General features: G+C 74.0%; 14 protein-coding genes. 11 read left to right on the top strand and 3 right to left on the bottom strand.

What is annotated here, in order from left to right:
* The first annotated feature begins 34 nt into the window (after window positions 1-34).
* Complete coding sequence (locus tag O7542_RS25775; RefSeq protein ID WP_281605319.1) at window positions 35-2,131, top strand: hypothetical protein; 2,097 nt, start codon at window positions 35-37, stop codon at window positions 2,129-2,131.
* Window positions 2,132-2,220: 89 nt separating this feature from the next.
* The gene (locus O7542_RS25770) at window positions 2,221-3,123 is read left to right on the top strand and encodes a sulfurtransferase (RefSeq protein WP_043327642.1); all 903 of its coding nucleotides are present in this window, start codon (window positions 2,221-2,223) and stop codon (window positions 3,121-3,123) included.
* Window positions 3,124-3,178: 55 nt separating this feature from the next.
* Here O7542_RS25770 and O7542_RS25765 read toward each other — a convergent pair whose 3' ends face one another.
* Genes O7542_RS25765 through O7542_RS25755 form a run of 3 tightly spaced genes read right to left on the bottom strand, consistent with a single transcriptional unit; the run spans window position 3,179 to window position 5,514 of the window.
* Window positions 3,179-4,372 (bottom strand): hypothetical protein, encoded by a 1,194-nt coding sequence (locus O7542_RS25765; protein ID WP_281605318.1) that lies wholly within the window; start codon window positions 4,370-4,372, stop codon window positions 3,179-3,181.
* Window positions 4,369-4,899 (bottom strand): SigE family RNA polymerase sigma factor, encoded by a 531-nt coding sequence (locus O7542_RS25760; protein ID WP_166456823.1) that lies wholly within the window; start codon window positions 4,897-4,899, stop codon window positions 4,369-4,371. Before O7542_RS25760 ends, O7542_RS25765 begins: the two co-directional genes overlap by 4 nt.
* Window positions 4,900-4,914: 15 nt before the next feature.
* The gene (locus O7542_RS25755; RefSeq protein ID WP_043327640.1) at window positions 4,915-5,514 is read right to left on the bottom strand and encodes a TetR family transcriptional regulator; all 600 of its coding nucleotides are present in this window, start codon (window positions 5,512-5,514) and stop codon (window positions 4,915-4,917) included.
* A gap of 90 nt (window positions 5,515-5,604) precedes the next feature.
* Here O7542_RS25755 and O7542_RS25750 point away from each other — a divergent pair, with 90 nt between their 5' ends.
* From O7542_RS25750 to O7542_RS25710, 9 genes are all read left to right on the top strand, one after another.
* On the top strand, window positions 5,605-6,744 hold the full coding sequence (locus O7542_RS25750; protein WP_281605317.1) for an FAD-dependent monooxygenase: 1,140 nt from the start codon (window positions 5,605-5,607) through the stop codon (window positions 6,742-6,744).
* A 163-nt stretch (window positions 6,745-6,907) separates the two neighbouring features.
* On the top strand, window positions 6,908-8,701 hold the full coding sequence (locus O7542_RS25745) for an HSP90 family protein (protein WP_069088780.1): 1,794 nt from the start codon (window positions 6,908-6,910) through the stop codon (window positions 8,699-8,701).
* Entirely contained in the window at window positions 8,694-11,540 is a 2,847-nt protein-coding gene (locus O7542_RS25740) for a hypothetical protein (RefSeq protein ID WP_043327637.1), read from the top strand. The genes O7542_RS25745 and O7542_RS25740 overlap by 8 nt, the downstream gene beginning before the upstream one ends.
* A gap of 58 nt (window positions 11,541-11,598) precedes the next feature.
* Window positions 11,599-12,213, top strand: coding sequence for a TetR/AcrR family transcriptional regulator (locus O7542_RS25735; protein WP_043327636.1), 615 nt, complete (start codon window positions 11,599-11,601; stop codon window positions 12,211-12,213).
* Between the two features lie 77 nt (window positions 12,214-12,290).
* On the top strand, window positions 12,291-13,628 hold the full coding sequence (locus O7542_RS25730; protein WP_043330792.1) for a biotin carboxylase N-terminal domain-containing protein: 1,338 nt from the start codon (window positions 12,291-12,293) through the stop codon (window positions 13,626-13,628).
* Window positions 13,629-13,654: 26 nt separating this feature from the next.
* A complete protein-coding gene (locus O7542_RS25725; RefSeq protein ID WP_281605316.1) occupies window positions 13,655-14,575 on the top strand; it encodes a hydroxymethylglutaryl-CoA lyase in 921 nt (306 codons plus the stop codon).
* Between the two features lie 187 nt (window positions 14,576-14,762).
* Complete coding sequence (locus O7542_RS25720; protein ID WP_064448130.1) at window positions 14,763-16,295, top strand: acyl-CoA carboxylase subunit beta; 1,533 nt, start codon at window positions 14,763-14,765, stop codon at window positions 16,293-16,295.
* A 118-nt stretch (window positions 16,296-16,413) separates the two neighbouring features.
* Window positions 16,414-17,562 carry an acyl-CoA dehydrogenase family protein gene (locus O7542_RS25715; protein WP_113972303.1) on the top strand — a complete coding sequence of 383 codons (1,149 nt, stop codon included), beginning with the start codon at window positions 16,414-16,416 and terminating at the stop codon, window positions 17,560-17,562.
* A gap of 101 nt (window positions 17,563-17,663) precedes the next feature.
* Window positions 17,664-20,255, top strand: a complete 2,592-nt coding sequence (locus tag O7542_RS25710; protein ID WP_281605315.1) for a helix-turn-helix domain-containing protein — start codon at window positions 17,664-17,666, stop codon at window positions 20,253-20,255.
* Window positions 20,256-20,456: the final 201 nt, after the last annotated feature.

The following is a 20,456-nucleotide window of genomic DNA, read 5'->3' as shown; positions in this document are numbered from 1 at the left end:
GAAATCGGGGAAAGGTGGATGAGGGATGACCCTCATGCCTGACAGAAATCCACGTCGAACCGCCCGGCGAGGCGTGCTCGCCGCCGCGCTGTCGATGGTGGTCGCGGCCGGAACGGTGGCTGCCACCGCGGCGCCGGCAGCCGCGTACGACATCCGCTACGAGACGAACACCTCGTGGGCCTGGACCGACTCGCACTCGCCCACCACGGTCGACATCGACCGGTCCGGGGACGTGCCGGTCGGCACGTGGAAGGACGGGAAAGGCCGCCCGCACACGTCGCGCGCCTACTTCACGTTCGACATCTCCCGCTACCGGGGAGCGGACATCGAGTCCGCAGTCCTCGACGTGAAGGAGACGGCAGGCGGCGACTGCACCAGACGTCCCGTGGTCGAGCTGCGGCGTACCGCCGCCTACACCGCCCGGTCGAGCTGGCGGAACCCCCCGGCCGACCTGGGGCTGGTCGACAGCCGCCAGCTCAGCGACCAGACCGTCTGCCCGGCGCCCCGGGTGGAGTTCGACGCGCTCGACGGGCTGCGCCAGGCGCTCGCCGAGGGCCGGTCGACGCTGACCCTCTCGCTGCGGCTGCCCGCCGACGCCGAGCGGGACCCGGCACTGGCACGGAAGTACGCCAGCAAGGTCGGCATCTCGATCGACTACAACTTCCGCCCCGGCGTGCCGACCGACCTGCGGAGCGAGACCGGCACGGCGTGCACCACCACCGAGCCGTACCAGGTGATCCGCTACCCCGCCCCCTCCGGAGTGGTGCACGACCGGGACCGCAACGACAGCGGGGGCACGGACCAGCTCACCGTCTCCTTCGCGGCCTGGCCGGTCGATCAGCCGGAGGCGCGGATCGAGCAGACCGACTACGCGCGCGACGGCGAGCGGGCCGTCGGCCGCTACGACACCATCTATCCGTCGCCGTTCGAGCACGACCGGACGTACGCCTGGCAGATGCGGGCGGCGGACAGCCGGGCCACCGGCGAGTGGAGCCCGGTCTGCTACTTCCGCCTCGACGTCCGGGGGCCGGCCACGCCGCCCGTCGTGACGTCGACCGACTTCCCCGACGACGACGGGTGGTACCCGGCTCTGCCCGGCGAGTTCACCTTCACCGCCAACGGCGCCGCCGACGTGGTGCGGTACGGCTACTCGCTGGACTCCGGCGTCGAGAAGACGATCGACGCGGACCGGACGGGCGGCACGGCCACCGTCACGCTCACCCCGGACAGCGGCCCGAACACCCTGCGGGTGTGGAGCCTCGACGCGGTCGGCAACCGCTCGGCGACCACCGAGTACACGTTCCGCGCCTCGGACGTGTCGCCGGTCGTGGAGGGACGGCTGAGTGAGATCGGGGTGCCTGCCACGTTCCAGCTGCGTCCGCAGATGGACGGCGTGGTGCGCTACCGCTACGCCCTCGACGGCGACCCCGAGCAGACGGTGGACGCGGCGGCGGACGGCTCCGCCGCGATCACCGTCACCGCGACCCGGGGCGGCTCCCGCACCCTCACCGTCACCAGCGTCACGGCCGACGGTGTGGAGGCCACCAGCAACCGGCAGTTCAGCCTGCCGACCGCGCCGAAGGTCTCGGCCACCGTCTACCTGCCCATCCCCAGCGGTGGGCAGGGCATTCCGGGCGTCTTCACCTTCACCCCCCGCCTGCCCGACACGGTCAGCTACCGCTACCAGTTCACCGGCGAGGACCAGCAGGTGGTGGCCGCGCAGGCCGACGGCACCGCGTCTGTCACCTGGGCGCCGACCGAGGCGGGCGTGGTCAACCTGGTCGTGCGCAGCGTGAGCGGGGACGGCACCGTATCGGAGCCGGCGACCTTCTCCTTCCGGGTGCGGGACCTGCGCCCCGCCGTCACCGCCGACCCGTACCGGACGGACGTGCCCATGGGCGGTCCGGGCCAGCCGGGCGAGTTCCGGTTCACGTCGCAACTCACCACGACGGTGGCCTTCCTCTACCGGTTCGACGACGGCGTCGAGCAGCGTGTCGAGACCGGCAGCCGGGCGACGGTGAGCTGGACGCCCACCGAGGGTGGGACGCACACGCTCACTGTCGTCGGGGTCACCGCGGACGGCACCCGCTCGCCCGAGCAGGTCTGGACGTTCCTGGTGGCCGAGGGCTGAGCACCTGACCGCACCGGCCCCACCACCTTTCCGAGGCGGTGGGGCCGGTGTCACATCCGTGGCCCGCGATCCGGCGTACCTTGGGGATCATGCCTGTGCCGAGCGATCCGCATCCTGATCTCCAGTCGTACGCCGACCCGCAGCGCCTGGTCACCACCGAATGGCTGGCCGAGCACCTGGGCGACGAAGGGCTCGTGGTGGTCGAGTCCGACGAGGACGTGCTCCTCTACGACACCGGCCACATCCCCGGCGCCGTCAAGGTCGACTGGCACACCGAACTCAACGACCAGGTCACCCGCGACTACCTGGACGCCGCGAGCTTCGCCGAGCTGTGCGCGGCCAAGGGCATCGGGCGGGACGACACGGTCGTCTTCTACGGCGACAACTTCAACTGGTGGGCCGCGTACGCCCTCTGGGTCTTCACCCTCTTCGGTCACCCGGACGTACGGCTGCTCGACGGCGGCCGGCAGAAGTGGATCGCCGAGGGGCGGGAGCTGACCCGGGACAAGGTGAGCCGGCCCCGCGCCTCGTACCCGGTGCCGGAGCGCAACGACGCGCCGATCCGCGCGTACCGGGAGCAGGTCATGGCGCACGTGGCGGCCGGTCGGCCGCTGGTGGACGTGCGGTCGCCGGGCGAGTACACCGGCGAGATGCTGCACATGCCGGACTACCCGCAGGAGGGCGCGCTGCGTGGCGGGCACATCCCGGGCGCGGTGAGCAAGCCGTGGAAGTCCGCCGCGAACGACGACGGCACGTTCAAGTCCGCCGACGAGCTGCGCGCCATCTACGCCGACCAGCTCGGTCTGAGCCCGTCCGACGACGTGGTGGCGTACTGCCGGATCGGCGAGCGGTCCAGCCACACCTGGTTCGTGCTACACCACCTGCTCGGCTTCCCGCAGGTGCGCAACTACGACGGTTCGTGGACCGAGTGGGGCAACCTGGTCCGGGCTCCCGTCGTGAAGGGCGACCAGCCCGGCGGCCTGACCCGCTGAGCGTCCCGGCCGGTCCCGCCGTCACCGCGGCGGGACCGGCCGCGTTCCGGACCCGTCAGCGGGCGGCGATCGACAGGCTCCCGGGGACGTCGGCCGCCACCAGGTCGACAGCGCCGGTCTCCGGTCGCCAGCGGGCCAGCCCGGCGTCGTAGCGGAACAGCAGGCCGCCGTCGGCGGTCCAGCCGTACACCTCGCAGCACGCCTTGGCCCGGCCCTCCCGGCCCAGGTCGAGCAGGCGCGTCACCGCGCCGGTGCGGGCGTCCAGCACCGCCACGCCCTCGCCCCCGCTCATCGTGCCGGCGCCACTGGCGGTGGTGGTCCACCCGGCCTGGCCGATCCGGTCGCCGCGCTGCCAGCCTCGCCCGTACACCTCGTCCAGCCGGTAGCCGGGGGGAAGCGCGCCGGTGGTCACCGGCAGCCGGTCCGGCGCGCCGCCGGAGGCGGGGAACCGGCGTACGGCCAGGCCGCCGTCCCCGGACCAGCCGCCCACTGTGAGCAGGCCGCCGGACCGGGCCGGCTCGGGTACGACGAGCGTCCACGGGTCGACTGTCAGCTTCCGCGCCGCTCCGGTGCGCCGGTCCAGCTCGTACGCGGTGTCGTTGTCCCCGACGATCAGCCGGTCACCGGCCCAGACCACGTGTTCCAGGTAGCCCGCGAGCGGATAGCGACGCACCTCGGCGTCGGTCAGGTCGACCACCACCACCTCGCCGGTCTGCGCGAACGCGGCGGTCCGGCCGTCCGGCGACAGGCTGCCCGGCTTGAGTGCCGTCGCCTCGTTGCCCCCGGCGTCGCGGGTGGGCGCGAGCGTGACCACGTCGAGTTCCCGGACGATGCCGTCGTCACCCAGCACCCGGACCGTGCCCGCCTCGCCGGTGGCCGGGTCGACCGGCTGGTACAGCGCCAGCGCCCGGCTCACCGGGCGGTCGGAGAGGTCGGCGCCGACCCGGTCGCCGAGCCGGCCGAGCGGGTCGCCCGCCTCGCCGAGCCGGTCCGGGGGCCGCTGCACGACCGGCGCGTTGGGGGCCGAGGTCACCGCCGGGCGGGGTGGCGCCGCGGGGGGCGGGCCGGAGCGGTGCAGGAGCGCTGTCGTACCGCCGCCGACAAGGACCACGGCGACGGCGGCGGCCCCGGCGGCGCGGCGGGCACGACGGACCCGCCCGGCCCGTTCCCATCCGGCGGCGGCCGGCCGGGTCGGGTGGATCTCCTCGGTGGCCCGGGTCAGCAGCCGGTTCAGCTCCGTCTCGTTCACGGGTTCGCCTCCCTTCCGGCGGCCAGGCCGTCGCCGGACCGGCCGGGGGCGGGCACCACGTCGCGCAGCCGGCGCAGCGCGTCGTGGCACTGGCTCTTGACGGTGCCGACCGTGACGCCGAGCGCCTCGGCGGTGGCGACCTCGGTCAGGTCCTCGAAGTAGCGCAGCACCACGACGGCCCGCTGGCGTGGCGGCAGCCGGTCCAGCGCGGCGCGCACGGTGAGCCGCAACGCGGGGTCGCCGTCCGTGTCCGGCCGCTCCGGCGGGTACGCGCTGAGCCACTCCCGCCGCCGGCGTCGCCACCAGGACACGGCGTCGCGGTAGAGGATGGCGCGCACGTACGCGGCCGGGTCGCCGTCGCGCACCGACGGCCAGCGCAGCGCCAGCTTGAGCAGCGCGTCCTGGAGCAGGTCCTCGGCCTGGTGCCGGTTGCCGCAGATCAGGTACGCGGCGCGCAGCAGCCGGTGCTGGTGCGACTCGACGAAGGCGAGGTAGTCCGCCCGCCCGTCGTCCGAGTCACGCCCCATCCGGCTCCTCCTCCGTCACCGGCCAGACGCGCGGGACGGGGGCAAAGGTTGGGTCAGGTAGCGCTGAATCGTCGGGCCGACCCAGGCGGTCAGTTCCTCCGGGTCGAGGTCCACGACGGGTGGCAGCCGGACGACGTACCGGGTGAGGGCCAGTCCGAGGATCTGGCTGGCCACCAGACCGGCCCGCCGCTCGGCGGTGGCCGGGTCGGCGCTCGACCGGGCCACCGCGGTGGCGAGCTGGCCGGCGAAGATGCCGCGCATCCGTTCGGCCGCGCCGGGGTTGGTGGCGGCGGCCCGGAGCAGGGCGACGAGTGTCCCGTCCGCCTCCCAGCGGCGTACGAAGTGCCGGGTCAGTGTCTCGCCGAGCCGGTCCGGCGGCACCTCGGCCAGGTCGGGCAGGCGCAGGTCGAACTCGGCCGCCGCGGCGAAGAGTCCCTCCTTGCTGCCGTAGTAGCGCATCACCATCGACGGGTCGATGTGGGCGTCGGCGGCGATGGCCCGGATGGTGGCCCGGTCGTAGCCGTCGGCGGCGAAGCGTTCCCGGGCGGCGCGCAGGATGGCCGCCCGGGTGGCGTCCGAGCGGCGGGTTCGGGTGGCGGGTTCGGTCACGTCCACGACTGTAGGCCAACACGTGTTGACATCGCCTCTACTGTGAAGTCAACATGTGTTGGCAAACAGTTGTTGACCGAGCCGGAGGTGGGAGCGATGCTGCCCGAACGCACCGACGTCCTCGTGGTGGGCGCCGGGCCGACCGGCCTGGCGGTGGCCGTGACGCTGGCCGGGCACGGGGTTGCCGCGACCGTCGTCGACCGGCTCGCCGAGCCGCCCGTCACGTCGCGCGCCGCCGTCGTGCACGCCGGCACCCTCGAAGTGCTGGACCGGATCGCTGTCGCCGCGCCGCTGGCCGCCCGAGGGCTGCGCTCGGCCCGGTTCAGCGTCCGCGACCGGGACCGGGTGCTGCTCACCGTCCCCTTCGACCGGTTGCCGTCGCGCTACCCGTACGCGCTGCTGATCTCGCAGGCGGAGACCGAGGCGGTGCTCACCGACCGGCTCGCCGCGCTCGGCGGGCGCGTGCTGCGGCCGTACGAGATGACCGGCCTGGACCTCGACGGCGACGGCGCTCTCGCGCGCTTCGACGACGGCCGCGCGGTCCGGGCGCGCTGGGTCGTCGGCGCGGACGGGATGCACAGCCGGGTCCGCGAACTCGCCGGCATCGGCTTCGGCGGCCCGGCCGACCCCGGGGAGTCGTTCCTGCTCGCCGACGTCCGGGTGGACAGCGCGTTGCCGCGCGACCAGGTGAGCCTCTTCCTGTCCCGGCGGGGCCCGCTGGTCTGGGCGCCGCTGCCCGACGGTACGGTGCGGCTGGTCGCCGCGGTGGCGGACGCGCCGCGCGACCCGCAGGCGCACCACTTCCAGGCGCTGCTCGACGAGCGCGGTCCGGCGCGCCGGCCGGACCGGATCACCGGGATGGACTGGTCGTCCCGGTTCCGGATCCACCACCGGATCGCGAGCACCTACCGCTGCGGGCCGGTGCTGCTCGCCGGGGACGCGGCGCACGTGCACAGCCCGGCCGGCGGGCAGGGGATGAATCTCGGCCTGCGCGACGCGGTCGCGCTCGGCGACGCGCTCGCCGCCGGTCCGCGGGCCCTCGACGGGTACGCGGCCGACCGCCGCCCCCGCGCCGAGGAGGTGCTCGGCTTCGCCGCCACCCTGACCCGCCTCGCCGCCGCCCCACCCCCACTCCGCCCGTTGCGAAACCTCCTGCTCCAGGCGGTCTCCACCCTCCCCCCGATGCGCGCCCGAATCGCAACCCGCCTCGCCGGCTTCGAACCCCCACCCCGCTGATCTTGCAGTTCGGGCCCTCGACAGGTCCTTTTTGTGCGCCTTCGACAGGGCGGAAAGTGCAAGATCAGCGGGGAGGTGGGCGGGCGGGGGAGGGATGAAACGGGACGGACACTGTCGGCGCTGACCGGTACGGTGAGCGCCGAAATCCGAACTGGGAGCGCGATTGGACCGCACCTTCCAGGTGGACCTCCGTGGCGTGGTCGACCTGCTCAGTCACCACCTGTACGGCAGCCCGCGCGTCTACGTGCGCGAGCTGCTCCAGAACGCCGTCGACGCGATCACCGCGCGCCGGTCCACCGAGCCGAACGCCCCGGCCCGGGTACGCATCGAGCCGCCCGAGCTGACCGGCGACGGCACCCTGCGCGTGCACGACACCGGCATCGGCCTGACCGAGGCGCAGGTGCACGAGCTGCTCGCCACCATCGGCCGCAGCTCCAAACGCGACGAGCTGGGCTTCTCCCGGCACGAGTTCCTCGGCCAGTTCGGCATCGGGCTGCTCTCCTGCTTCCTGGTCGCCGACGAGATCCGGGTGGTCACCCGGCACGCCGACGAGCCCACGGTGCTCTGGACGGGCTGGTCCGACGGCCGGTACGCGGTGCGGCTCGCCGAGCCGGAGCAGGCCCGCGACGAGCCCGGCACCACAGTGACGCTGGTGCCCCGGCGCGACGCCGACCAGTGGCTCGGCGTACCCACCGTCACCGAGCTGGCCCGCCTCTACGGCAGCCTGCTGCCGGTCGACGTCCGGGTCGGCGACACGCCGACCACCGCCGGGCCGCCGCCGTGGCCCACCACACCCGGCGCGCCCGTCGACCGCGCCGGGCTCCAGCGGTACGCGCAGGAGCTGCTCGGGTTCGTCCCGTTCGACGTGGTGCCGCTGTCGGTGCCCGAGGCCGGCCTCACCGGAGTGGCGTTCATCCTGCCCGCCGCGGTGAACCCGGCCGCCCGCGCCGGGCACCGGGTCTACCTCAAGCGGATGCTGCTCAGCGAGCACGCCGACGGGCTGCTGCCCGAGTGGGCCTTCTTCGCCCACTGCGTGGTCGACGCGAGCGAGCTGCGCCCCACCGCGAGCCGCGAGGCGCTCTACGAGGACGCGCTGCTCACCTCCGTCCGGGAGGCGCTCGGCGACCAGATCCGGGGCTGGCTGGTGCGGCTGGCCAAGCACGACCCGCGCCGGCTCGGCGAGTTCCTCCAGGTGCACCACCTCGGCGTCAAGGCGCTCGCGATGCACGACGACGAGATGCTGCGGCTGGTCGACCAGTGGTGGCCGATGGACACCAACGTGGGCACGATGACGCTCGCCGAGTTCCGGCAGCGCCACGGCGTGCTCCGGTACGCCGCCGGCCTGGACGAGTTCCGCCAGCTCGCCGCCGTGGCCGCCGCGCAGGACCTGGCGGTGGTGAACGGCGGCTACACGTACGACACCGAGCTGATCGAGCGATTGCCCACAGTGGATCGATCGGTGCTCATCGAACGGCTGGAGCCCAGCGACCTCACCACCCGGTTCGAGATCCTCGACCCGGCGACCGAGCTGGCCCTGCGGCCGTTCCTGACCGGCGCGCAGCGGGCGCTGGAACGGCTCGGCTGCGAGGTCGTCATCCGGGCGTACGACCCGGTCTCGCTGCCCGCGCTCTACCTGGTGTCCCGCTCGGCCGCGTTCCACGACCAGCTCGCCGCCAGCCGGGACAAGGCCGACGAGCTGTGGGGCGGAGTGCTCGACGCGCTCGCCGCCTCCGCCCCGCCGGACCGCCCGCAACTCGTGCTCAACCACCGCAACCCGCTGGTCCGCCGGGTGACCACGCTCGCCGACCCGGAGCTGGTCGGGCTGGCCGTCGAGGCGCTCTACGGGCAGGCCCTGCTGCTCGGGCACCACCCGATCCGGGCGGCCGACGCCGCGCTGCTGAACAGTTCCTTCCTCGGCCTGCTCGGCCGGGCCGTACCGGGAGTGACCCGTGACTGACGACGACCTCTGGCGCATGCACCACGAGATCGAGACCATGCCGTACGGCCCGGGGCAGATCGCCGCGCTGGAACAACTGCTGCGCCGCGCCGACGCGGGCGACGACCGGCACCTCGCCTTCGCCGCCCGGGTCACCGGCACCACCGCGTACGTCTACGGCGGCGAACCGGCGAAGTCGTTCGTCACGTTCTCCTGGTGCCTGTCCGAGTACGACAAGGATCCGCAGCCCTACCACCAGGGCTACACGCACCAGCTGCTCTGGGCCTTCAAGTACATGGTCAACGCCATGGTGAAGTTCCCGGAGCTGCCGCTGGACCGGACGTACGCGGTGCTCGACGACATGGAGCGGCGCTACCGCGACGCCGGGCACTCGTTGCAGGCGGTCCACAAGCACCGCTACCTGGTCGCCGCGCACGTGGGCGATGAGGACGCGGCGGAGCAGTGGTACCGCAAGTGGATGACCACGCCCCGCGACACGCTCTCCGACTGCGCCGGCTGCGACCCGACCACGCAGGTCGCGCACCTGGTCCGGCTGGGCCGGCACGAGGAGGCGGTGGCCCTCGCCGAGCCGGTGCTCGCCGGCCGGCTGACCTGCAGCGAGCAGCCGCAGGGGATCCTCACCGCGCTGCTCACGCCCTACCGCGAGACCGGCCGGGGCGACGCCGCGCGGGACGCGCACCGGGAGGCGTACCGGCGGCTGCGCGGGCACCTGGCCAACCTGTGGGACGTCGCCGAGCACATCGAGTTCTGCACCGCGACCGGCAACGAGGCCCGCGCGCTGGAGCTGGTCGAGCGGCACCTGGACTGGCTGGACCGGGCACCCACCCCGGCCGCCGCGATGCACTTCGCGGCCGCCGCGTCGGCGGCGCTGCGTCAGGTGCCGGCCGAGCTGACTGTGCACCGTCGCGCCTCCGGTGACCGGCCGGCCGCCGACGTGCCGGTGGGCGCGCTCGCCGACGAGCTGGCCGGTACGGCCACCGGGCTGGCCGGGCGCTTCGACGCGCGTAACGGCACCACGCACCAGTCCGCGTTGATCGCCCGGAAGCTGGTGGCCGGGCCGGAGGGCGAGCACCTGCCGCTCTCCGCCAGCGTGCGCCGCCCGGTGGTGCCCGCGCCGCGTACCGCGCCGGACGACCGGGCGACGACCGAGCCGCCGGTCAGCGTGCCCGCCGACGCCGGCGCCGACGAGCTGCTGGCGCTGGCCGAGGAGTGCTGGCGTACCAACTGCCGGGAGGGGCTGGGCACCGTGCTGCGCGCGTACGACGAGCGGTACGGCGACGCCGACCTGCCGCCGGCCACCCGGGCGTGGCGGCTGGAGCTGCGGGCGGGTGAGCTGTCCCAGGAGGACGACGACGGCGTGGCGGTGGCGACCGCTGTCAACCGGGAGGCGCTGGCCGCGTGGCGGGAGGTGCCGGACCCGCTGCGGGCGCAGGTGGTGGCCGGGCGGCTCGGTGTGCTGCTGAGCATGACCGAGGAGAGCGCGGACGAGGGGCTGACGCTGGCCCGGGAGTCGGCCGCGTACCTGGCCGCGCACGGCGAACCGCGGGATCGGGCCGCCGGTTGGGACCGGCTCGCGCTCGCCCACGTGCACCGGGAGCGGTGGGCGGAGGCGCTCGACGCGCTCGACCGCGCCGACGCGGAGGCGGACGCCGATCCGTGGCTGGCCGGGCGGGTCGCGCTGCACCGCACGCACGTGCTGGAGCAGTTGGAGCGGGCCGAGGAGTTCCGGGACGCGGCGGCACGGTCCCGCCGGCTCGCCGGCGAGCTGGGCGACGCCGAGATGCTGACCAGCGCCTGCCTGGCGTACGCCCGCTCCACCGACGATCCGGCCGACGCGGTGGCCGCCTGCGACGAGGCGCTGACTGTCGCCCCGGCCGGCGCCCACCTGCCGCTGCGGGTGACCCGGGGCCGGGCGTTGCTGGCCGCCGACCGGGCCGGCGAGGCGGTGGACGATCTGGCCGAGGCGGTCACGCTCTGCGTCGAGCAGGGGCTGGAGGGCGACGCGCTGCTGCGCTGGGAGCTGGCCGAGGCGTACCGGATGGCCGGCCGGCTGGCCGAGGCCGCCGAGGTGGCCGAGGAGGCGGTGCTCGGGCTGGACCGGGCCGGTGCGCAGGCGGAGGCGGACCGGTGCCGGCACATGCTGTCGGGGATCTACGCGGGGCTCGGTGAGACGGATCTGGCGCTCGCGGTGCTCGACACGTTGGCGGAGAACCTGGACGGGCCGGACAATCTTCCCCGCCGGGCGCAGGTGCTGGAGGAGTCCGGCGGCCTGCTCTACGACGCCGACCGGGACGCGCTGGCCGCGCAGCGGTTCGCGGCGGCGGCCAGCGCGTGGCGGCTGGCCGGATTCCAGGTGGACGAGTTGCGGGCCCGGCGGCGGGAACTCCTCGCCCTGCACTGGTCCGGTGACCTGCCGGCCGCGGTGGCCGCGATCGAGGGGGTGGACGCCGCGGCGGCCGCGGTCTCCGGTCAGCCCGACGAGCCGCCCGTGGTCACGTACGAGCGGGCGATGGCCGCCGACGCGGTCGCCCGGGTGCTGATCGGCGAGGACCGGCTCACCGCCGCGCTGGACCGGCTGGAGGGTGTGCCGGGGCGGCTCCGGTCGATCGAGGCGTTCGGCGAGGCGGCGCAGGTCGAGGTGCTGACCGGCGAGCTGCTGTTGCGCGACGGCCGGCCGGAGCAGGCCGAAGGGCTGCTGCGTCCGGTGCTGGGTGGTCTGCCCACCGGCTCCCGGCCCGCCGCGCATGCCGCCTGGCTGCTGGCCCGCGCGCTCGACGACCAGGGCCGGCCGGCCGAGGCGGCGACGGTCCGCGCCGAGCACGGCATCGAGGAGGACTGAGGCGACTGCCGGGTAACCGCGGCTGCTCTAGATCGACGCCGAGGTCTAGGCTGATCCGGTGGCGGTGGAACAGCAGGCACGGGGGACGGCGGGCACGGCCCGGCGCCGGTCCCGGCGGGACGAGATCCTGGAGATCGCGGTCGGCCTCTTCGCGGCGCGCGGCTACCACGGCGTGTCGATGGACGACATCGGCGCGGCGGCCGGTGTCACCGGGCCGGCTCTCTACCACCACTTCGCCGGCAAGGAGGCGATGCTCGTCGCCGCGCTGGTACCGGTCAGCGAGGGGCTGCTCGCGGGCGGGCGGGAGCGGGCCGCCGGGCACCCGGACGACCCGCGTGGCGCGCTGGAGTCGCTGATCGACTTTCACGTCGAGTTCGCGCTGGCCAACCCGGCGGTGATCGCCCTGCACCTGCACGAGCTGGACCGCCTTCCGGACGAGCCGCGCCGGCGCATCCGCCGGCTTCAACGGATGTACGTCGAGGAGTGGGTGACGGTGCTGACCGCGCTGCACCCCGGCCTGCCGGACGGCGCGGCCCGGGTGCTCGCCCACGCGGCGTTCGGCCTGATGAACTCGACGCCGTTCCTCGGTGGCGAGGTCGATCGCCGGCGCCGGGCCGAGCTGCTGCGCGGCGCGACGCTCGCGGCCCTGCTCGCGCCCACCGACCCGACCTGACACGCCGCCCGGACCTTAACGCATGTTAAGAAGAGACCCCGGCTTTGCGTCGAGAAGGGGTCACGTCCGTGCAGAAGATGATCGAATCGTTGTTGGTCGCCAACCGGGGGGAGATCGCGCGCCGGATCATCCGTACCGGCAGGCGGCTCGGGATCCGGACGATCGCTGTGCACTCGGAGGCCGACGGCGCGCTGCCGTTCGTGACCGAGGCCGATGAGGCGGTCTGCGTCGGCCCGGCGAACCCGGCGCAGAGCTACCGGAACGTCGAGGCGATCCTCGAGGCCGCCCGCAGCACCGGCGCGCAGGCGATCCACCCCGGCTACGGCTTCCTGTCCGAGAACGCGGACTTCGCCCGTACCGTCGAGGGGTCGGGCCTGATCTGGGTCGGACCCGGCGCGGACGCGATCACCGCGATGGGCGACAAGATCAACGCCCGGAACCTGATGGCGGCGGCCGGGGTGCCGGTCGCGCCCGGCACCACCGAGCCGGCGGCCGACCTGGACGCGGCGGTCGCGGCGGCCGCGGAGATCGGCTACCCGGTGATGGTCAAGGCCGCCGCCGGTGGCGGTGGCATGGGCATGGGCGTGGCCGCCGACGAGGCGGCGCTGCGCACCGAGTACGACAAGGTCCGCGCGTTCGCGGAGCGGATGTTCGGCGACGGCTCGGTGCTGATCGAGCGGTACTTCCCCCGGGTACGCCATGTCGAGGTGCAGATCCTCGGCCTGGCCGACGGCCGGGTGGTGGCGCTCGGCGAGCGGGAGTGCTCGGTGCAGCGGCGCAACCAGAAGCTGGTCGAGGAGTCGCCGTCCCCGGCGGTCTCGCCGGAGCTGCGCGAGCGTTTCCTGGCCGCCGCGGTACGGGCCGGCGAGGCGGTGAACTACCGCAACGCGGGCACCGTGGAATGTCTGCTCGATCCTTCGACGCAGGAGTTCTTCTTCCTGGAGATGAACACGCGGCTGCAGGTCGAGCACCCGGTCACCGAGTACGTCTACGGCGTCGACCTGGTCGAGGAGCAGCTCCGGGTGGCGGCCGGGCTGGCACCGACGTTCGACCCGGACGCGCTCGCCCCGCGCGGCCACGCCATCGAGCTGCGGATCAACGCCGAGGACCCGAAGCGTTTCCTGCCCGGCCCGGGCGCGATCACCACCTGGAACGAGCCGGCCGGCGCCGGCGTACGGGTGGACTCCGGCTACGTCGCCGGCAACACGGTCACGCCGTTCTACGACAGCCTGATGGCCAAGCTGATCGTCAGCGGGGACACCCGCGAGGAGGCGGTCGAGCGGGCCCGGGCGGCGGTCGCCCAGTTCGAGATCGCCGGCCCGAAGTGCAACCTGCCGTTCTTCGCCGAGCTGCTGGAGAACCCGGAGTTCCTCTCCGGCGACTACGACACCGGCATCGTCTCCCGGATGCGCTGACCTTCGACCCGAACGAGGTGAACCTGATGGCGGAACTCCCCGACTCCGTGAGCATCCGTGAGGTCGGCCCCCGGGACGGCCTCCAGAACGAGGAGCCCATCCCCACCGACGCGAAGGTGCGGCTGCTCGACGCGCTGTCCCGTACCGGGGTGCGGCGCATCGAGGCCGTCTCCTTCGTCCACCCCCGGGCGATTCCGCAGATGGCCGACGCCGACGAGGTGTGGCAGCGGGCGGAGAAGGCCGACGGGGTGCGCTACTCCGCGTTGGTGCCGAACACCCGGGGCGCGCAGCGGGCGCTGGCCGCCGGCTTCACCGAGATCGAGGTGGTGGTCTCGGCCAGCGACACGCACAACCGGCGCAACGTCAACCGCTCCACCGACGAGTCGCTGGACGACATCGCCGAGCTGATCGACCTGCTGCACGGCGCGGGCGCGACCGCCGAGGTGATCGTGGCGACCAGCTTCGGCTGCCCCTACGAGGGCGACGTGGACCCCCGCCGGGTCGCCGCGATCGTGGACCGGGTCGCCCGCGACGGCGCGGACCGCGTCGCCTTCGGCGACACCACAGGCATGGGTACGCCCCGGCGCGTCCGCGAGCTGGTCACGGCGGTGCGGGACGGCAACGCCCACCTGCCGGTGCTGCTGCACTTCCACAACACCCGGGGTACCGCGCTGGCGAACATGCTCACCGCGATGGAGCTGGGCGTCACCGAGTTCGACGCCAGCGTGGGCGGCCTCGGCGGCTGCCCGTACGCGCCGGGCGCCAGCGGCAACCTGGCCACCGAGGAGGCGGTGCACATGCTGCACGACATGGGCATCGACACCGGCATCGACCTGGACGCCCTGATCGCTGCCGCCGAGCTGGCCGAGACCCTGGTGGGCAAGAAGCTCCCGTCGGGAGTCCTCCGAGCCGGCCCCCGTACCCGCCTGACCCCCCTCCCCTCCTGACCGTTTTGCGCGTTGATCAAGGAGTTTGTGTCCTCATTCGGCCGCGCGGAGGACGCAAACTCCTTGATCACGGGAGTGGATGGGTGGGGGTGCGAGGAGCGGGTCGCCGGAGAGGGCAGCGGTGGGGTAGCCTAACGATCGTTCAGGTCGGTGGCGCCCTGCGCGGGCGGTGGCAACGGGAGTCGGCGTGACGCTCGACGGTGAGGCACTGGAGCAGCTGCGCAAGCGCGCCCGCGCCGGTGGTGCGGACAAGTACCACGCGGCGAACGCCGCGAAGGGCAAGCTGTTCGCCCGGGAGCGGGTGGCGTACCTGGTCGACGAGGGCTCCTTCGTCGAGGACGGGCTCTACGCCAACGCGATGGCCGACGGGCTGCCCGCCGACGGCGTCGTCACCGGCACCGCGACCATCGACGGCCGCCAGGTCTGCCTGATGGCGAACGACTCCACGGTCAAGGCCGGCAGCTGGGGCGCGCGTACCGTCGAGAAGATCATCCGGATCATCGAGCGGGCGTACGCGACCGGCGTGCCGATGGTCTACCTGGTCGACTCGGCCGGGGCCCGGATCACCGACCAGGTCGACCTGTTCCCCGGCCGGCGCGGCGCCGGGAAGATCTTCTGGAACCAGGTCCGCGCCTCCGGCTCGATCCCGCAGGTGTGCGCGCTGTTCGGGCCGAGCGCGGCGGGCGGGGCGTACATCCCGGCGTTCTGCGACGTGGTCGCCATGGTGGACGGCAACGCCAGCATGTACCTCGGCTCCGACCGGATGGTCGAGATGGTCACCGGCGAGAAGACCACGCTGGAGGCGATGGGCGGCGCCAAGGTGCACTGCGCCGAGTCCGGCGTCGGTCACTTCCTCTGCAAGACCGAGAACGACGCGCTCGACGTGGTACGGACCTACCTGTCGTACCTGCCGTCGAACTGGAAGCAGGACCCGCCCGCCGCCGAAGCGGTGGACGCGCCGGAGAAGGCCGACCTGGCCGCGCTGGTGCCGGCCAGCGAGCGGCAGGCGTTCGACATGCGCCGGTACGTCAAGGGTCTGCTCGACTCCGGCAGCTTCTTCGAGATCCAGGCGCTGTGGGCCAAGGAGCTGACCATCGGGTTCGGCCGGCTGAACGGCGAGGTCGTCGGCGTGGTCGGCAACAACTCGATGTTCAAGGGCGGCGTGCTCTTCGTCGACTCGGCCGACAAGGCGACCCGGTTCGTGCAGCTCTGCGACGCGTTCAACGTGCCGCTGCTGTTCCTGTCCGACGTGCCCGGCTTCATGGTCGGCAGCGCGGTGGAGAAGCAGGGGATCATCAGGCACGGTGCGAAGATGATCACGGCGATCTCCGAGGCGACCGTACCCAAGATCTGTGTGGTGGTCCGCAAGGCGTACGGCGCGGGTCTCTACGCGATGGCCGGCCCCGGCTTCGAGCCGGACGCCACGATCGCGCTGCCCACCGCGAAGATCGCGGTGATGGGCGCGGAGGCCGCCGTCAACGCGGTCTACGCCAACAAGATCGCCGCCATCTCCGACGAGGCCGAGCGGGCCGCGTTCGTGGCCGCGAAGCGCGAGGAGTACGAGCGCGACATCGACGTGGTCCGCCTCGCCAGCGAGCTGGTGGTGGACGCGATCGTCGAGCCGCACGAGCTGCGCGCCGAGCTGGTACGCCGGTTCGCCGCCGCGCGCGGCAAGGAGCGGCACTTCTCCCGGCGCCGCCACGGCGTCACCCCCGTCTGACCCGGTAAGGAAGGGCCCCCTCTTAACGCCTGGTGCATGTAAAGGGGCCCCTCCTAACGCTTCAGCCGCTCACGGCGTCACGAGCGCCCGGCGGCCCGCCCTTTCCAGGAGGATCGACATGGACTTCCGGCTCGACGAGGAGCAGCAGGCGCTGCGGGAGAGCGTCCGGGAATTCGCCCGCGAGGTGGTCGCGCCCACCATCGCCGAGCACTACGAGCAGCACACCTTCCCGTACGAGATCGTCCGTCAGATGGGCAAGATGGGCCTGTTCGGGCTGCCGTTCGCGGAGGAGCACGGCGGTATGGGCGGCGACTACTTCGCGCTCTGCCTGGCCCTGGAGGAGCTGGCCCGGGTCGACTCCAGCGTGGCGATCACGCTGGAGGCCGCGGTGTCGCTCGGCGCGATGCCGATCTACCGGTTCGGCACCGAGGAGCAGAAGGCGCAGTGGTTGCCGAAGCTGCTCAGCGGTGAGGCGCTGGCCGGGTTCGGGCTCACCGAGCCGGGCACCGGGTCGGACGCGGGCGGCACCCGGACGCGGGCGGTCCTGGACGGCGACGAGTGGGTGATCAACGGCTCGAAGGCGTTCATCACCAACTCCGGCACCGACATCACCGCGCTGGTCACCGTCACCGCAGTCACCGGTACGCGGCCGGACGGCGGCAAGGAGCTGTCCACGATCATCGTGCCGTCGGGTACGCCCGGCTTCACCGTCGCGCCCGGCTACTCGAAGGTCGGCTGGACCGCGTCGGACACGCACGAGCTGACGTTCGACGACTGCCGGGTGCCGGCGACCAACCTGCTCGGCGAGCGCGGCCGGGGCTTCGCCCAGTTCCTGCGCATCCTGGACGAGGGCCGGATCGCCATCGCGGCGCTCGCCGTCGGCCTGGCCCAGGGCTGCGTGGACGAGTCGATCAAGTACGCCAAGGAGCGCCAGGCGTTCGGTCAGCCGATCGGCAACTACCAGGCCATCCAGTTCAAGATCGCGGACATGGAGATGAAGGCGCACACCGCCCGGCTGGCCTACTACGACGCCGCCGCGCGGATGCTCGCCGGTGAGCCGTTCAAGCGCCAGGCGGCGATCGCCAAGCTGCACGCCTCCACCGTCGCGGTGGACAACGCCCGCGAGGCGACGCAGATCCACGGCGGGTACGGCTTCATGAACGAGTACCCGGTGGCGCGCTTCTGGCGCGATTCCAAGATCCTGGAGATCGGTGAGGGCACCAGCGAGGTGCAGCGCATGATCATCGCCCGCGACCTCGGCATGTGAGAGGCGCACTCGTCCGTGTCCTGTCGGATAACGGCAGGGGACGGTCGGGTGGGTGACGATGGGCTGTGGAGCGTCGGAGTCGATCCGTACTCTTCGTGCCCATGACTCCGGATCATGACGGTGCGCGGAGCCCAGGCGGTCGCACCGGTCTGTCCGATCTGTTGCGCGGGCACCGGCTCGCCGCCGGCCTGACCCAGGCCGAGCTGGCGGGCCGGGCCGGCGTGGGCGTGCGGACGGTCCGCGATCTGGAGCGAGGGCGGGCCGTCCGCCCTCAGCGCACCACAGTGGATCTGCTGGCCGACGCGCTCGGCCTGGCCGGTGACGACCGGCGGGAGTTCGTCGCCACCGCCCGGCCCACGCCGGCCCGGCCCGGACCCCGCCTCCCCCACACCGCAGCCGCCGGACCGTCGGCCGCGCCGGTCGCGTTGCCCCAGCCCGTACCCCTGGTGGGCCGCGACCGGGACGTGGCCGAGGTGTCCGGTCTGCTCGACGCCCACCCGGTGGTGAGCCTGGTCGGGCTCGCCGGGGTCGGCAAGACCGCGCTCGCCGTCACTGTCGCGCACGCGGTGGCGGCCCGGCACCCGGGCGGTGTCAGCGGGGTGCTGGTCGGGGAGGGCTCGGACGTCGCCGACGTGCTCGCCGCGTCCGCGTCGGTGTTCGGTGTGAACCGGCTGGCCGACCTCGCCTGCCGGCTCGACGGCCGGCCGGCGTTGCTGGTCGTCGACGCGGTCGACCGGGCACCCGAGCCGGTGGCCGGGGCGCTTCGCGCCCTGACCGCCGCCGCGCCGGATCTCCGGGTGCTGGTGACCGGCCGCCGCCCGGTCGGGTTGCCCGGCGAGCTGGTCCGCCCGGTCGCGCCGCTCGACGTGCCACCGGCGGACGCCGCGCCCGCCAACCGGGCCGACCTGGATCGCTGGCCCGCGGCGGCGCTGTTCGCCGCCCGCCTCGCCCAGGCCCGCCGCGAACCACCCACGGCGGCCGAGCTGCCGGCGCTCGCCGCGCTGGTACGCCGCCTCGGCGGGCTGCCGCTGGCGATCGAGCTGATGGCGGCGCGGGGACGCATCCTCGACGTCACCGAACTGCTCGACCGCTACGGCGACCGCGTGCTGGACCTGACCGGCGCCCATCCCGGGTGGGAGCCCGCCGCCGACCGATCGGCCGGCACGGTGACGCTGCGCGAGGCGGTGGCCAGCAGCTACCACCTGCTCGCGCCCGCCGACCGGGCCGCGTTGCGGCGGCTCTCCGCGTTCCGTAACCGCTGGTCGGTCGAGCTGGCCGAGGAGCTGCTCGCCGGGAGGCTGCTCGCCGGGGAGCTGCTCGCCGGTGGCGGCGAGCGGTGGGACGCGGCGCCGATGCTGGACCGGCTGCGCGAGCTGGGCCTGCTCAGCGTCCGGGGCGCCGGCCCGTTCCGGTTCCGGTTGCTGGACGCGGTCCGTGACTTCGCGGCCGAGCAGGCCGACGTCGAGGGCGAGACCGCCGGGATCCGGCTCCGGCACGCCGCGGTGATCGCCAGGTTCGTCCACCGCACCGCGCCCGGGCTGGTGGGCGCACAGTTGTCCGGCGCGGTACGCCTGCTCGACGAGGCGACGAGCGACATCACCGCCGCCCTCGCGTACGCCGCCGAGCATGCGCCGGAGACGGCGCTGCTGCTGGCCGCGTCGCTGCCCCGGTGGTGGCGGCTGCGCGGGCGGGACGTCTCCGGCCGGCGCTGGCTGCGGCGGCTGCTGGCCGATCCGCGTACCGCCGGCACCCGGTCCACGCTGCGGGCCTGGGCGATGCTCGGCGCGGCCCGGCTGGCCGCCGAGCACGGCGCGGGCGCGGAGGAGTTGCCGGCCGCCCGGGCCGCGCTCGTCATCTTCGCCGAGGCGGGTGACGTGGTCGGGGAGCTGTCGGCCCGGTCCGTGCTCTGCGTGCTGCTGCGCGGGCTCGGTGCGCACGACGAGGCCCGTGAGCAGGCCGAGGCCGCGCTGGCGACGGCCACCCGCCACGGCCGGGTACGCGAGATGGCCGTTGCCCAGTCGCACCTCACCTGGCACGACGTACGCGCGGCGCGGCTGGCCGACGCCCGGCGGCGGCTGGCCACCGTGGACCGCCTGGCGGCGCAGTGCGGCGACCGGCGCCTGCGCCTGCTGGCGCGGGCCGATCAGGCCGAGCTGACCCGTCTGGAGGGCCGGTACGCGGAGGCGGTCGAGCAGGGCCGCCGGGTGGCGACCGCGCTCGCCGAGCTGGGCGATCCCCGCCGACAGCGACGGACGGTCGGCAAGGTCGCGCTGGCGCTCGCCGGCCAGGGCCGGGGCGACGAGGCGCTGGCCGCGGCCGCCGAGCTGTGGCCCTCGGGTGCGGTGCCGGGCCAGCGGCGGCCGCCGGTCATGGAGAGCCTGAATCCACCCGGCGCGGTGGCGGACGCACGCGCCGAGGACGCGCTGCGTGGGCTGATCGAGGGGCACGTGGCGCTGCGCCGGGGGGACCGGGAACTGGCGGTGGAGTGGTTCGCGGCGGCGGCCGACGCGGCGGTGGGCGGCGCGGGCCGGCGCGACCTGGTCGAGGCGCTCGTGGGGCTGGCGGTCAGCAGCGGGGACCCGGCCGTGCTGGACCGCCTGGACGCCGCTCGGCGGGCCACCGGCGTCAGCCTGCTGCCGCAGGAGGAGGAACTGCTCTTCTCCCTGGCGGCCCGGCGTCAGAAGGCACGCTGACCAGCGGCTGCGTGCGCTAGGAGGCGGAGGGCGCGGGGGTGGCGCGAACGAAGTAGCCCCCTGGTGCTGCCCCTCGCTCGACGCTCGCGCCAGCACCCCCCGGTGCCCCCCGCTCCGGGAAGACTACCGATGGGCTGCAAGAGATATGGGGGCTTTTGCGCCCCTTTGCCCGACTGTTTGAGCGGTTCTGCCGGTCATTCT

Source organism: Micromonospora sp. WMMC264, assembly GCF_027497275.1.
Classification (GTDB): domain Bacteria; phylum Actinomycetota; class Actinomycetes; order Mycobacteriales; family Micromonosporaceae; genus Micromonospora; species Micromonospora chalcea.
Note: the sequence above shows the minus strand (reverse complement) of the source record. Positions and strands in the feature narration are given on the sequence as shown.